Annotated in this window: 18 protein-coding genes and 1 tRNA gene; 9 read left to right on the top strand and 10 right to left on the bottom strand. The window is 71.9% G+C overall.

Annotated features, from left to right (window positions below):
* Window positions 1-461, bottom strand: a 461-nt coding sequence (locus VM840_09030) for a DUF927 domain-containing protein (GenBank protein ID HVL81721.1), incomplete at its 3' end; no start/stop codon positions are given.
* 78 nt (window positions 462-539) lie between these two features.
* On the opposite strand from VM840_09030, the gene VM840_09025 reads away from it, so the two are divergent.
* Window positions 540-1,040 (top strand): acyl-CoA thioesterase, encoded by a 501-nt coding sequence (locus VM840_09025; GenBank protein HVL81720.1) that lies wholly within the window; start codon window positions 540-542, stop codon window positions 1,038-1,040.
* A 20-nt stretch (window positions 1,041-1,060) separates the two neighbouring features.
* The gene (gene folE, locus VM840_09020; GenBank protein ID HVL81719.1) at window positions 1,061-1,678 is read left to right on the top strand and encodes a GTP cyclohydrolase I FolE; all 618 of its coding nucleotides are present in this window, start codon (window positions 1,061-1,063) and stop codon (window positions 1,676-1,678) included.
* On the opposite strand, the gene VM840_09015 is transcribed toward folE, so the two are convergent.
* The gene (locus tag VM840_09015; protein HVL81718.1) at window positions 1,675-2,010 is read right to left on the bottom strand and encodes a 4a-hydroxytetrahydrobiopterin dehydratase; all 336 of its coding nucleotides are present in this window, start codon (window positions 2,008-2,010) and stop codon (window positions 1,675-1,677) included. The two genes, folE and VM840_09015, sit on opposite strands and share 4 nt — an antisense overlap.
* Before the next feature lie 38 nt (window positions 2,011-2,048).
* Between VM840_09015 and VM840_09010 the strand changes: the two genes are divergently transcribed.
* Genes VM840_09010 through VM840_08990 form a run of 5 tightly spaced genes read left to right on the top strand, consistent with a single transcriptional unit; the run spans window position 2,049 to window position 5,385 of the window.
* Complete coding sequence (locus VM840_09010) at window positions 2,049-2,459, top strand: 6-carboxytetrahydropterin synthase (GenBank protein HVL81717.1); 411 nt, start codon at window positions 2,049-2,051, stop codon at window positions 2,457-2,459.
* Window positions 2,456-3,196 (top strand): class I SAM-dependent methyltransferase, encoded by a 741-nt coding sequence (locus VM840_09005; protein HVL81716.1) that lies wholly within the window; start codon window positions 2,456-2,458, stop codon window positions 3,194-3,196. The genes VM840_09010 and VM840_09005 overlap by 4 nt, the downstream gene beginning before the upstream one ends.
* Window positions 3,193-4,233 (top strand): glycosyltransferase, encoded by a 1,041-nt coding sequence (locus VM840_09000; protein ID HVL81715.1) that lies wholly within the window; start codon window positions 3,193-3,195, stop codon window positions 4,231-4,233. Before VM840_09005 ends, VM840_09000 begins: the two co-directional genes overlap by 4 nt.
* Complete coding sequence (locus tag VM840_08995; GenBank protein HVL81714.1) at window positions 4,226-4,933, top strand: SDR family oxidoreductase; 708 nt, start codon at window positions 4,226-4,228, stop codon at window positions 4,931-4,933. The genes VM840_09000 and VM840_08995 overlap by 8 nt, the downstream gene beginning before the upstream one ends.
* Complete coding sequence (locus VM840_08990) at window positions 4,930-5,385, top strand: SRPBCC family protein (GenBank protein ID HVL81713.1); 456 nt, start codon at window positions 4,930-4,932, stop codon at window positions 5,383-5,385. The genes VM840_08995 and VM840_08990 overlap by 4 nt, the downstream gene beginning before the upstream one ends.
* Here VM840_08990 and VM840_08985 read toward each other — a convergent pair.
* From VM840_08985 to VM840_08970, 4 genes are all read right to left on the bottom strand, one after another.
* Entirely contained in the window at window positions 5,382-6,650 is a 1,269-nt protein-coding gene (locus VM840_08985; GenBank protein ID HVL81712.1) for a hypothetical protein, read from the bottom strand. The genes VM840_08990 and VM840_08985 overlap by 4 nt on opposite strands.
* A complete protein-coding gene (locus tag VM840_08980) occupies window positions 6,647-7,159 on the bottom strand; it encodes a prepilin-type N-terminal cleavage/methylation domain-containing protein (GenBank protein ID HVL81711.1) in 513 nt (170 codons plus the stop codon). The genes VM840_08985 and VM840_08980 overlap by 4 nt, the downstream gene beginning before the upstream one ends.
* A complete protein-coding gene (locus VM840_08975) occupies window positions 7,156-7,719 on the bottom strand; it encodes a hypothetical protein (GenBank protein HVL81710.1) in 564 nt (187 codons plus the stop codon). Before VM840_08975 ends, VM840_08980 begins: the two co-directional genes overlap by 4 nt.
* A gap of 78 nt (window positions 7,720-7,797) precedes the next feature.
* A tRNA-Pro gene (locus VM840_08970) sits at window positions 7,798-7,872 on the bottom strand.
* Window positions 7,873-7,975: 103 nt separating this feature from the next.
* Between VM840_08970 and VM840_08965 the strand changes: the two genes are divergently transcribed.
* Together VM840_08965 and VM840_08960 are read left to right on the top strand one after the other, a co-directional pair.
* Window positions 7,976-8,311, top strand: coding sequence for a hypothetical protein (locus VM840_08965; protein HVL81709.1), 336 nt, complete (start codon window positions 7,976-7,978; stop codon window positions 8,309-8,311).
* Window positions 8,304-8,606: a DUF5808 domain-containing protein gene (locus tag VM840_08960; protein ID HVL81708.1), complete on the top strand. Its 303-nt coding sequence runs from the start codon at window positions 8,304-8,306 to the stop codon at window positions 8,604-8,606. The genes VM840_08965 and VM840_08960 overlap by 8 nt, the downstream gene beginning before the upstream one ends.
* Here the strand turns inward: VM840_08960 and VM840_08955 are convergent.
* The 4 genes from VM840_08955 to VM840_08940 form a co-directional block, all read right to left on the bottom strand.
* Complete coding sequence (locus VM840_08955; protein ID HVL81707.1) at window positions 8,603-9,412, bottom strand: DUF3891 family protein; 810 nt, start codon at window positions 9,410-9,412, stop codon at window positions 8,603-8,605. The two genes, VM840_08960 and VM840_08955, sit on opposite strands and share 4 nt — an antisense overlap.
* Window positions 9,409-10,728 (bottom strand): ribosome biogenesis GTPase Der, encoded by a 1,320-nt coding sequence (gene der / locus VM840_08950; GenBank protein HVL81706.1) that lies wholly within the window; start codon window positions 10,726-10,728, stop codon window positions 9,409-9,411. The genes VM840_08955 and der overlap by 4 nt, the downstream gene beginning before the upstream one ends.
* Entirely contained in the window at window positions 10,725-11,999 is a 1,275-nt protein-coding gene (cmk, locus tag VM840_08945; protein HVL81705.1) for a (d)CMP kinase, read from the bottom strand. Before cmk ends, der begins: the two co-directional genes overlap by 4 nt.
* Window positions 11,996-12,637: 3-phosphoshikimate 1-carboxyvinyltransferase (locus VM840_08940; GenBank protein HVL81704.1), on the bottom strand; the 642-nt coding region annotated here is incomplete at its 5' end. The genes cmk and VM840_08940, both read right to left, overlap by 4 nt.

Below are 12,637 nucleotides of genomic sequence, written 5' to 3'. Positions count from 1 at the left end.
CCGGGGACGGGACGGTCCCCGGTGGTGAGGACGACTCCACCGAGCCCTCCCGAGCCGATCTCGGCCAGGAGCGCCGGTTCGGCGCGCCGGAACCCGACCGGCATGGGCGCCGTCGCCGCGAGGCGATGTCCGGCCGCCTCGGGTGCGATGTCCCTCAGCACGAGATCGGGGTTCCCGGCCACCGCGACCGCCGAGCGGACCGACAGGGAGCGGGCCGTCCGGGGGGCGCCGTGGATATGCACGTGGAAGCCGTCCGCGCCGATCCTGTCCAGCAGCAGCGATCCGAACGCGGCGCCCACCAGGACGGCGAGCGGCGGTTCCGCGAACGCGCCCTCCATCGCCTCACGCCAGCCCAGGCGCGCGGCGTTGCTCTCGCCACGCACCGTGCCGTACCCGTGCAGGCACCCGGTCCCGCAGGCCTCGCAGGACGGTACCGCCACCAGGGTCTGCTCTACGCCCATGGCCCGTAGCGTTCGCCGCGGGAGCCGGGCATCCTGCCCGGTTTGACCAGGGGGGGCCGCTGCACGTACCAACTGAGCATGGACGACATCCCCCCGAGGTCCCCAGCGGCATCGTCGGTGGTCCTCAGCCAGGTCATGGGGATCACGGACGCCAACCTCCAGGGCAACGTGCACGGCGGAGTGATCATGAAGCTGGTGGATACGGCAGCCGGCACCGCGGCCATCCGACACTGCGGGGGCCGGGTCGTGACGGCGGCGATGGACGAGATGTCCTTCCTGCACCCGGTGATGCTGGGAGACCTGGTCACGGTCCGGGCGTCGGTCAACTACACGGGGCGCACATCGATGGAGGTCGGGGTGCGGGTCGAAGCCGAGGACGTCCAGACGGGGCGCGTCCTGCACACCTCGACCGCCTACCTCGTGTTCGTCGCGCTCGACGGGGACGGCAACCCACGCTCCGTGCCACCGCTCGCCCCGGAGACGCCTGACGAGTTGCGCCGGCAGCGGGAGGCGAAGATCCGCCGCGACGCCCGGCTGCGACGGAAGGCCGAGCTCCTCGCCGGACGCCAGGACGCGTGACCCCTACCATGGGGGAGCCGATGCGCGCGCTCGAGGACCACCACGACCAGCCCGAGGACGGGCTCCCGCTGTCGGCCGGGCCGAGCCACGACCTGGACCGCGCCGCCTCCGCCGTATCCGAGCTCCTGTCGGCCCTCGGGATAGACCTCGACGACGCCCACCTCCAGGAGACGCCCGCCCGCGTCGCCCGTGCCTACGCTGCCCTGCTCTCGCCGCGGCCGTTCACGCTCACCACCTTCCCGAACGAGGAGGGGTACGACGAGCTCGTGCTGGCCCGCGACATCCCTTTCCACTCCCTGTGCAGCCACCACCTCCTTCCGTTCTTCGGGGTCGCCCACGTGGCCTACCTGCCGGCCACCCGGATCGTCGGCCTGTCCAAGCTGGCTCGGGTGGTCGAGCACTACGCCAGCGGGCTGCAGGTGCAGGAGCGCCTGACCCAGCAGGTCGCGGACCGGCTGCAGGGGGAGCTCGAACCGAAGGGCGTGGGCGTGGTCCTCGAGGCGGAGCACACCTGCATGACGCTGAGGGGGGCGCAGGCCCACGGGTCGCGGATGGTCACGTCCGCCATGCACGGCGCGATCCGCAACGATCCCCGGACGCGCCAGGAGTTCCTGTCGCTGATAGGGCGCCCGGGCTAGGACGCGATCAGACGATCGATCTTGGCGGCGAGGATGAAGTCGTTGCGGGTCAGGCCGTGGGCGTGATGGGTCCAGACCTCGATGACGAGACGCCCGTAGCGGACGTGCAGGTCCGGGTGGTGTCCCTCCGCCTCGGCGAGGAACCCCACGTGGACGGCGAGCGCCATCGCGGCGGCGAAGTCTCCCGTGGCCACCTCGCGACGGATCCGCTCGTGCCCGCCCACGAGCTCCCACGCCGGATCGATCTCCGGCATGAGTTCGAGCGCTTCCTCGTCGGAGATGTGCTGCATCCCCGGCCGGCACACCTCGCAGCGCTGTGCGGACAGCTCCATGCCAGGAGGATATCCTTCGGGCACCGAGGAGGTTCCCCATGCCCATCCGCGTGACCCGGCGCGAGACTTTCAACGCGGGCCACACCCTTCGCAACCCGGAGTTCTCCGACGAGCGGAACCTGGAGGTCTTCGGGAAGTGCTCCAACCCGGGCGGACACGGCCACAACTACGTCCTCGAGGTCACGCTGGAGCAGGAGGTCGACCCCCGGACCGGTTACGTGTTCGACCTGCGGCTCCTGTCGGAGCTCATCGAGAAGCACGTCCTGGCCGACCTCGACCACCGCAACCTGAACACCGACGTCGAGTGGCTGCGGGGCAGGATCCCGACCACGGAGATCCTCGCCGACGCGATCTGGGACCGCCTCGAGCCGCACCTCCCGCCGGGGTCGCTGCACTCCGTGCGCGTGAGGGAGACCGAGAAGAACTGGGTGGAGCGCTGCCGGGGGTGACCGTCCCGCTCGGTCGTCGGTACGGTCCGGAGCACCTGCGGGTCTTCACGCCCGAGGAGCGGGACAGGTTCCGGACGGACGTCCCGATCGACGAGTCGACCGCCTGGGAGCTCCTCTACCGGTGGGAGCCCGAGCTGTACGACCGGCTGGTCGCGGGCGAGAGGGTCCACCCCGGGATCTGGGAGGTCTTCCCCACCCGCGTCGGACGCGCCCTCGAGGTGGGCGCGGGGACGGGGAGGTTGACCCTCGAGCTCGCCCGCCGCTGCGAGGAGGTCCTCGCCGTCGAGCCCGCCGAGCCCATGCGGACGATCCTTCGGTCCCGGGCCGAGGCCGACGGACTGGGAGATCGGGTCCGCGTCGAGCCCGGCTTCTTCGACGACCTGCCCGCGCCCGACGGGTGGGCCGATGTGGTGTGCAGCCTGTCGTCGTTCACCCCCGACCCCTCCCACGGCGGGGAGCCGGGGCTCGAGGAGATGGAGCGCGTATGCCGTCCGGGCGGGATCATCGTCCTCGTCTGGCCGTACGACCGGGCCTGGCTCGAAGCCCGCGGCTTCACCTACCGGTCCTTCCCCGGCGAGATGCGCCTCGAGCTCCGGAGCCCGGAGGAGGCGGTCGAGCTCGCCCGCATCTTCTACCCGCACGCGCTCGCCGAGGTCGAGGCTCTGGGGAGCGCGTCCGTCCCCTACGAGATACTCGGCATCAACCCTCCGCGGGACGTCGCGTTCAAGGTGAAGTGAGGATCGCCGTCGTCGCCCCGCTCGTGACCCCGATCGCCGAGCCGCAGCTCGGCGGGAGCCAGGCCCTCGTCGCCGACCTGGCGGCGGGGCTGTCCGGACGCGGTCACGAGGTGGACGTCTACGCCGCCGCGGGCTCCCGGATCCCCGGGGTCGGGGTGGTGGAGGTCCGGACGGGCGAGCTGTCCGCCTCGATCTACCGTCCGGACCGTGGGCTCCCGCGACCCGACGAGGCATCGCTCTCCGCCTTCGCGAGCTGCTACGAGCTGCTCAGCGGCGGCGAGTACGACCTCGTCCACGTCCACGCCTTCGACGTGGCGGCGGTGGACCGCACGGCCGAGCTCGAGGTACCCGTGGTCTTCACCCTTCACCTCCCGCCCGAGCCGGCGGTGGCCGAGGCTCTGCGCCGGGCCCCCCGGGTGGTGGTAGCGGCCGTGTCCCGATCGCAGGCGGACGCTTGGCGGCGGCTCGTGCGGGTCGATGCCGTCCTGCGCAACGGGCTCCCGCTGCAGGCGATCGCGTGGTCACCGGAGCCGCAGAAGGGCTTGTTGTTCGCGGGACGTCTGAGCCCGGAGAAGGGAGCAGCCGAGGCGGTCGAGATCGCCCGGCGGGCCGGGCTCCCCCTCCGCGTCCTGGGCGCACCCTACGACACGGGCTACGCAGCGGAGCTCGCCCGGTCGGGCGTCGAGATGGACGGGCCGGTCCCCCGGGCCGACCTGTGGGAGGCGATGGCCGAGTCGATGGCCGTCCTCTGCCCCGTCCGATGGGAGGAGCCGTTCGGTCTCGTGGCCGCCGAGGCGCAGGCGTGCGGCACCCCCGTGGTCGGTTTCCGGCGAGGGGCCCTCCCCGAGGTGATCCAGGACGGCGTCACCGGATTCCTGGTGGAGGGGGGCGACATCGACGCGGCCGCGCGGGCGGTGCGTGACGCACGGACGCTCGATCGCACCGAGTGCCGCCGCCACGCCGAGGCCACCCTCGGGCTGGACGCGATGCTGGACGCCCACGAGACCCTCTACGCGGGGGTGGCCGGTCGTGGGTAGCTGGGTGGCCGGCCGCACCGCCGTCGTCACCGGGGCGAGCCGAGGCATCGGGCTGGGCTGCGCTGAGGCGCTCGCGGAGGCGGGGGCCCGCGTCGTCATGGCCGCGCGGGACGGGGATGCGCTCGAGGCCGAGGCGTCGAGGTTGACGAGGTCCGGCGGCCTAGCCACCGCCGTCGCCTGCGACGTGTCCGTGCCCGACGACGTCCGCCGCCTGTTCGAGGCCGCCCCGGACGTACGCATCCTCGTGTGCGCCGCAGGGGTCCTGCACCCGGCTCCCGTCGAGGACACCACCGAGGACGAGTGGCGGGAGACCCTCGACGTGAACGTGGGAGGCGTCTTCAGGTGCTGCCGGGAGGCGTTCCCGCGCATGCGGGCGGTGGGGGGCGGGAGGATAGTGACCTTCTCCTCGCTCGGGGGCATGTACGGGACGGAGAAGTTCCCAGGCCTAGCCGCCTACACCACGTCGAAGCACGCGGTGGTCGGGCTAACGGAGGCCCTGGCCGTCGAGGGCCGGGACCACGCCATCTCGGTGGTCTGCGTCTCCCCCGGCGCCGTGGACACGGAGATGCTACGGCGGGCCGCCCCCCACCTCCGTCCCGGGCTCGGCCCGCACGACGTCGGACGCTTCGTCCGCGCGCTCCTCGACGAGGATCTGGCACCCGCTTCCGGCGCGAACATCCCCCTGTTCTCGAACCGTTGATCGACCCCCACTTCAGGTTCGAGAGCCGGTGGGCCCTCCCCCATCCGCGCGAGCGCGTGTGGGACAGGCTGCACCAGGTCGAGGAGTATCCGCGGTGGTGGCCGTGGCTGGAGTCGTTCCGCAGCGAGGGACTCGCGGCGGGGAGCCGGACCGAGGCGGTCCTGCGGGCGCCGCTCCGATACTCCCTGCGCTTCACCCTGACCGTCCTGCAGGCGACCGCCCCTTCGACCCTCGTGGCCGAGGTGCGGGGTGACATCGAGGGCCGAGCCCAGCTCTGGCTGGACGCGGTCGGATCGGCGACGCGCATCCGGATCCTGTTCGACGTGGAGCTGTGCCGGCCGATCCTCCGCGCCGTCTCGGGCGGCATCGGACACCGGGTGCTCGCTTGGGGGCATAACCACGTCATGGACCACGGTGTGCGGCGGTTCGAAGAGCGAGCGTTGCGGGGCTAGAGCTCGAGCCACAGCCTGCGGACCCACGGCGACCCCGCTGCCGTGGCCCCGGCCAGGGCGCGGTCGTAGTGGATGCGCCCGCCCCCGGTGACGTTCAGCGAGCTGCCGACGAAGCCGCCGAACAGGTCCGCTCCGGCCTGGATGGTGAACGCGGACCGCGGAGCGTACACCGCGCCCAGGAAGTTGCTCCCCGACCGGACCTCAGCCGTCGTGGCGACCGTGGACGATCCCCTCACGTACACCTGGAAGTCCGAGGCCACCTGGGAGGCGGGGAAGACCCAGCTCCCACCTCGGATGCTCAGGGGGGCGGTCTGCCCGGCGCAGGGCGCCGTCTCCGGGCCGCTGATGAAGATGCGGATGGGGCCGTTGGAGGGGATCAGCTCGATGACGTTGCTACCGCCCGCGCTCATGGCCAGCTGGCAGAGGCTGTACGTGCCGGACCGCAACCGCACCCGCCCCGCCGTGACGCTCAGGATCCTCGTGGCGGGGGTCCAGGCGAGGGCGTGACAGTCCCCTGGGATGGCGCAGAGGGACGCGTTGTCGTTGTTCGCCTCCACGTCCGAGACGACGGGCGGCGGGAACTCGAGCCGGGTACCGGCCGTCGACGTCCCGCCGGAGACCGTGCAGTTGTTGCAGACCGAGATCGTGCGTCCGGGGGTCGTCGTCGCCCTCCCCAGAACGGTCGCGCCTCCCGCGAGGGTGATGTCGCCGTTGGAGCGGATGTCCCCGATGTGAGGCGGCGACGGCGACGGGGAGTAGGGGCCGACCCGCGAGTCGTACCAGTCGATCAGCCCACCTCCGGAGACCGAGATGCCGGTGTCGGCGAACAGGGGGAGCCGGAACGAGTCGACCTGTCGGAGCATGTCCGACCGCACCTGTCGGGTCAGGGAGCCGACCGTGCCCGTGGAGGTGATGGTCCGGGTGACGGACACGTCGGCTCCGAAGACGGAGGGAGACAGGACCGCGTTGAACGATTGACGGTTCCCGAGCTGCTGGGTGCAGGTCAGACGACCGGCGTCGGCTCCCCCCGTCGTGTAGGTACAGACGGGGTCGGAGATGGAGACGGTGCCGGTCCGCAGCCGCCACCGCACGTACTCCACCCCCGCGTCGGCGGCGTGGATGGCGCCCGATCTCGTCCTCTGCGTGAGACCGCCTCGGTTGATGCGGTTCGCCGACGTCAGGGCGACCACGCCCAGTAGCACCATGACTCCCATGACCACGATGGCCATGATCAGCGCCGACCCCTGCTCGCGGCCCAGCTTCACGGCATGTTCCTCAACGTCGCGGTGGCCCCGACCGTGACCGGCTGGGTCGCTCCGCGCGGCAACGAGGCGATCTCCAACCGGACCGATCTCATGGTCGTGGTCATCCCACAGTTGGGCGCGCCGGCCGCGGCCGCCGGGTTGCGGAAGGTAGCCGAGCTGAGCCCTCGTATCACCGGGGAGTGTGCCGCTCCGTCCACCGAGCGGGTGAGGGCGCCGCCCGCGTAGCGGTAGGAGACAGGTCGCGGCGCTGACGTGCGGAAGTAGCTCGTGAACGCGAACTCGGTGCACGTCGCCGTCGTGATCGCCGACGTCTGGCGCGCGTCGCGAGCGAACTGGTCCAGGGCGACCCGCATGTTCTCCACCGCGTCCACCTGTGAGGTGAGCTTGCTCTCGGTCCTGGTGCCTCCCAGGAACAGGAGCCCCAGGGCGCCCGCTACGACCAGGCCGAGGGCGGACGCGACGATCAGCTCGACCAGGGTCAGGCCGTCCTCGCGCCGCAGGCGTGTCATGGGGTCACCAGCGTGCTCATCCGCACCTGCCTGTTGTGGGTAGACGGACCTCCCGTCCAGCGGGCCACCACCGTGACCCGCTTGTAGTCGGAGGTCCCGGGCATCGCCGGGTCGTCCACCCAGGTCACGTACTGGTACACCTCACCGCGGATCGGGCCGGGGGGGAAAGGCTGCGGGTTCGCGGTGAGCCCGACGAGCTGGAGGCACGGGACCGCCAGCGGGTTCGCGGCCACGGCGAGGGTCTCCGGAGGTCGTCCGGTGTCGTATCGGTACGTCTGCCCGTCCTGGCTCACCCCGTGGTCCGGGTGCGCGGGATCGGCGTTGCGGGAGGGCCGGCAGCGCATGAGGACGTTCGCGTACGGCTGGCTCCGGACCTCCTCCAGGTAGGAACCCACCAGGGAGATGGCCAGGTTGCGGTCCTTCCCCACTCCCACGTTGTGGGAGGCGCTCATGAACATGGAGAGGACCGCGACGACCCCGACCGCCAGGACGAGCATCGCCACGGCGATCTCCGCGACCGTGAAACCCTCGTCGCGGCCCCCCCTACCCGATGGCTCCATGGGAACCATTGTGGCCGATCGGACGCGTCAGGTCCCGCATATGGAAGGAGGATGGGAGACGGGCTCCCATCCTCCGCGTCGGGCCGGCGAGATTTGAACTCGCGACCTCTTGACCCCCAGTCAAGCGCGCTAACCAAGCTGCGCTACGGCCCGCCGTGTCGTGTGCAGTCTACCCGTCCGCGCGCGCCCGGACCCCCGGCCCCCACCACGGTGGCCGTTGGGCCACGGTTATCCTGGAGCCTCTCAGGAGGGACGGATGAACGTCGAGCTCGTCTACTGGCTGGCCCTCGGCACCGGCTTGGTCCTGCTCCTCGTCTCCCTGGTGGCGGGCGACCTGTTCGGTTTCGCGGACGTGGACGCGTTCCGGGGGCGGCTCCCGCTGGCGCCGGTCCTCTTCTCGGCGTTGGCCGCCTTCGGCTCCGGGGGCCTGGCCGGGTCGGAGGCTCTGCGGCTCGGGCAGGGGGGTTCCCTCGCGGCGGGCGCGGCGGCGGCCCTCGTGACGGGTCTCGTCACGTTGATGCTCTTCGCCCTCCTGAACAGGGCCGAGACACGCCACCGGTATCCACGGATGGAGGAGGAGCGGGTTGACTGAGCAGAAGCGTCGTTCGAGGTCGCGGGGGATCGTCCGCCTGATCCGGCTCGCCACGCTGGCCGCCACGATCGCCGTCGTCGCGAAGGAGCTCCAGAAGCCGCGTGACCAGCGCACCTGGACCGGTGAGCTGGGGAGTTTCGTCCCCTACGACCTCCGCGTGCCGACGCTGGACCGGGTCCGGGAGCGGGTCTGGAACGCCGACGGTCCGATCGTCTCCCCGAAGGTCTTCGGGATCGGCTGGACGGTGAACGCCGGCCGCATCGCGCGGCTCGTCCAGGAGCGTCGGGGAGCCTAGGCCCTCGGGCGGACCCGGACCTCCACCGCGACCGGCCGGGCCAGGCGGTACGCCTCGCGGAAGGACCGTTCGTCCTCCCACTTGGCCGCTCCCGGGTCGAGCGCCGCGAGGTGGAAGGTGCGCTCGCCTGTCCCGAACGGGTACGGGTGCACCTCGAGGGCGCCGTCCTCCGTGCCCCGCGCCTCGAGCTGAACCTGCTCGCCGTCCGGCCCGCGCACGGTGGGCATCTCCAGTGAGGCGGACGGGTCCGGCTCCTGCATGCAGCAGAGCAGTGACAGCCTGTCCCACACCTGGATGAGACGCCACGCCTGCTCGGCTTCAGCGACCAGGTCCCCCGTCACCAGGGGGCCTCCCAGGAACCTGATGGAGGTCTCGGCGAGGACCGCTTGCCGCTGGGTCTCGTACGCCACGTACTCGTCGGCCAGCTCCCGGTCCCGCCCGGTCAGCGTCTCGATGCGCGGGGGCGCGCCGCTCACGAACGGCCGCGTGTACAGCCTCTCGCCGTGCATGGAGACCAGCCACCCGGCATAGGGGTCCTCCACCTCCACCAGGTCGATGCCGTGCTTGTAGAGGGCGACGTGGTCCTCGACCGGGGTCGTGATGAACGTGAGGGGACGTCCGTCGTCTCCCAGCCGCGGGGCGAGCTCCCAGCCGGCCCAGCCGTCGTCGTGACGGGCGGCCGCGATGAGCACGGAGTCGCGGTGGTGCATCTCCCACTCCCACGCCGCCGCGAACGCGCCCGACAGGAGCGCGTGGTCGGTCTGGCGGACGAGCAGGGGCGAGTCGGCTGATGTCCTGACGATCACGTACGTCTCCCGGTCTGTCGGCGTTGCCCTCCCCGGGTCGATACCCGGATCGGTGTGCCTTCGAACCCGAACCTCTTGCGGAGGTTCCGGTCGAGGTAGCGGATCCACTGCGGCGGGATCCGCGACATCCCGAAGAGGACGATCGTGGGAGGCGACACCTCGGCCTGGACGGCGAACTTGACTCGGGCGCCGGGCCTCTTCGAGGGGATGGGCGTTCGGGCCTGAAGGTCCTCGATCACCGCGTTGAGAACCGGCGTGGGGATGCGCGTCGAGCGAGCCTCCAGGATCCTGCGCACGGCCGGCATGATCTGGCCGACCCCCTCCCCCGTCACCGTCGAGGTCTCTATCAGCGGCGCCCAGCTCAGGTACGGGAGCCGGCGGCGCACCTCCTCACGCTCGATGCGCCGCATCGAAGGCTCCATGAGGTCGACCTTGCTCAGGACGATCACCGCCGACCTCCCCTGCTCGATGATCTCTTCGGCGATGCGCAGGTCCTGGCGGGCGATCCCCTGGGCGTCGTCGATCACCAGGATCGCCAGGTCGCACCGGTCCAAGGCGCGCAGGGCACGGACCAGGCTGAAGTACTCGACGGAATCGTCGATCCGGGAGGTCCGCCGCATGCCCGCCGTGTCGATGAAGCGGTAGCGCTCGCCGTCCACCTCGGCGACCGTGTCGACGGTGTCGCGGGTGGTGCCGGGCTCGTCGTGGACCAGGCTCAGCTCGGCTCCCACGAGCCGGTTGAAGAGCGACGACTTCCCGACGTTCGGACGTCCGACGATGGCGATCGAGGGCTCCGGGTGCTCCTGGGGCTCCGTCTCCGCGAAGCCGGCCGTGACCCGGTCGAGGAGGTCTCCCACCCCCCGTCCGTGCAGGGCCGAGACCGGGTGCGGATCGCCGAGGCCCAGCGACCAGAAGTCGGCGGCGAGGGCGTCCCGTTCCGGGTTGTCCGCCTTGTTGACGGCCAGGACGACGGGCCGGCCTAGCCTGCGCACTACGTCGACGACCGACATGTCCTCGGCGTTCATCCCGGTCGTCGCGTCCACGACGAGCACGACCACGTCCGCCTCGGCCGCGGCCGCCGTCGCCGTCTCCGCCACCTTCGCGGCGAGCTCCCCGACCGGGTCGGCCTCCAGACCTCCCGTGTCGACGAGCATGAACGGACGACCCGCCCACTCCGCCCTGTACAGGACGCGGTCGCGGGTGACGCCCGGGACGTGCTGGACGATCGCCTCCCGCCTCCCGAGGATCCTGTTGACGAGGGTCGATTTGCCGACGTTGGGCCGGCCCACGACGGCGACGACGGGGAGCTGACTCATCGCGGTGGCTCGAGCCGGTCCATCACGGACCTCAGGCGCTCCTGCGCGAGCTGGGTCGCCTCCGTGATCCGTCGCCTGGACAGCACGCCCTCGACCGGGCCCCCGAGGTGGACGGGCTCCCCCACCAGCGCCCGGACCCTGACCAGCCTGGGCACCCGCTGACCCGCCGGCTTTATCGCCTCCGTCCCCGACAGGGCGACCGGGACGACCGGCGCACCGGATTTCAGGGCCACGTACGCGATCCCGTCCTCCACGTGGTCGAAGCGCGCGTCGGGGAGCCTGGTCCCCTCCGGGAACAGCCCGACCAGCTCGCCCCGCCTGAGCAGGTCGAGCGCCGTCTGCAGCGCCTTGCGGTCGGGTCTGCCTCGCTTCACGGGGAAGGCTCCGAGGCGGGTGAGGAGCCCGGCGGTCCGCTGGGACCGGAAGAGCTCGTCCTTCGCCATGAACCAGACCTTCCGCTTCGTGAGGACCCCCGCCACGGGGATATCGGCGAGGGACCGGTGGTTCGGAGCGAGGATGGCCGGACCCCGGGCCGGGATGTTGTGCGCACCGTGGACCTCGAGACGGAACGGCCCCCGGACCAGTCCGGACAGCACCGCCCGCACCACGCGGTACCCGGGGTTGGCGCGGGGGGGTTCGCGGAAGACCCGCGAGGCGATGAGGTCGGCCACCTCGGCGGGGGTGCGGGAGCCGGTGTCCACCACGAGGGCATCGGCCGCCGGCTTCATGGCGCCCACCGGTCGCGTCGCGTCGCGCCGGTCGCGCTCGGACACCGACGCCGCGTCCTCCCCCGTCGCCATGCCGCGCCGCTCGGCCCGCACGTGCTCGGGCGCGTCCAGGTACACCTTCACGTCGGCGGTCGGCCAGACGACGGTCCCGATGTCGCGCCCCTCGACGACGGCCCCGTGCGGGGGGACGAGCGCGCGCTGCATATCGACGAGCACCCTCCTCACCTGCTCGTGCGCGGCCACCTTCGACGCGGCCGCGCTCACCTCCGGGGTGCGGATCTCCTCCCCCACCGGGCGGCCGTCGAACAGCAGGTGGCCGTCCTGGGCGACCGTGCACCGGCGCGCCACCTCCGCGGCCGTGCCCGCCAGCGACGCCCCGTCGGTCAGGGGGACCCCGCGCTGAAGGGCCTCGTGGGCGACCAATCGGTAGGTGGCCCCCGTGTCGATGTGGGGCAGGCCGAGCCGGACGGCGACCAGTCGCGCGGTCGTCGACTTGCCGGACCCCGCCGTCCCGTCGATAGCCACGACCAACCGCGAGCTCATCGCACCTCCACGTCGGCTCCCATGGTGCGCAGGACCTCCTCGAACCCGGGCCAGGACACCGAGGCGGCTTCGAAACCCTCTATCACCGTCTCACCGTTTGCCACGAGACCGGCGACGGCCAGAGCCATCGCTATCCGATGGTCCTCCCAGGAGTCCACCACGGCCCCGGACAGCTGTACCGGCCCGCTCACGACGAACCCGTCTGGACGCTCCTGCACCGTCGCCCCCATGCGGCGGAGCCCGGCGGCGATGGCCGCGATGCGGTCCGACTCCTTCACCCGCAGCTCCTGAGCCCCGGTCACCTCGGTGGTGCCCTGGGCCTGGGTGGCGAGGACCGCGAGCAGCGTGAGCTCGTCCACGGCGGAGGGGACGTCCTGGGACGTCACCGTGATGCCCGACAGCTCCGACCGCCGGACGCTGACCGTCCCCACCGGCTCCCCCGCCTGCGGCGGCCCGACGAGCGTGTCCATCTCGGCTCCCATCCGAGCGAGCATCTCGTAGAAGCCGGTCCGTCCGGGGTTGAGGCAGACGTCGGTGACGGCCGCCGCGCCGCACAGCACGCCGGCCGCGAGGGCGAACGCGGCCGAGGACGGATCGCCGGGGACGTCGAGCTCGAAGGGGTCCACGCGGTGCGCGGG

The organism is Actinomycetota bacterium (genome assembly GCA_035540895.1).
Classification (GTDB): Bacteria; Actinomycetota; JAICYB01; order JAICYB01; family JAICYB01; genus DATLFR01.
The sequence above is the reverse complement of the archived record's forward strand: the minus strand, read 5'-3'. Positions and strand labels throughout refer to the sequence as shown.

Excerpts from the sequence above, each read along its gene's own strand:
- VM840_09025 (HVL81720.1), top strand. The coding sequence starts at position 540 with ATGGACGACATCCCCCCGAGGTCCCCAGCGGCATCGTCGGTGGTCCTC.
- folE (HVL81719.1), top strand. The coding sequence starts at position 1,061 with ATGCGCGCGCTCGAGGACCACCACGACCAGCCCGAGGACGGGCTCCCG.
- VM840_09015 (HVL81718.1), bottom strand. The coding sequence starts at position 2,010 with ATGGAGCTGTCCGCACAGCGCTGCGAGGTGTGCCGGCCGGGGATGCAG.
- VM840_09010 (HVL81717.1), top strand. The coding sequence starts at position 2,049 with ATGCCCATCCGCGTGACCCGGCGCGAGACTTTCAACGCGGGCCACACC.
- VM840_08980 (HVL81711.1), bottom strand. The coding sequence starts at position 7,159 with ATGACACGCCTGCGGCGCGAGGACGGCCTGACCCTGGTCGAGCTGATC.
- VM840_08975 (HVL81710.1), bottom strand. The coding sequence starts at position 7,719 with ATGGAGCCATCGGGTAGGGGGGGCCGCGACGAGGGTTTCACGGTCGCG.
- VM840_08965 (HVL81709.1), top strand. The coding sequence starts at position 7,976 with ATGAACGTCGAGCTCGTCTACTGGCTGGCCCTCGGCACCGGCTTGGTC.
- der (HVL81706.1), bottom strand. The coding sequence starts at position 10,728 with ATGAGTCAGCTCCCCGTCGTCGCCGTCGTGGGCCGGCCCAACGTCGGC.
- cmk (HVL81705.1), bottom strand. The coding sequence starts at position 11,999 with ATGAGCTCGCGGTTGGTCGTGGCTATCGACGGGACGGCGGGGTCCGGC.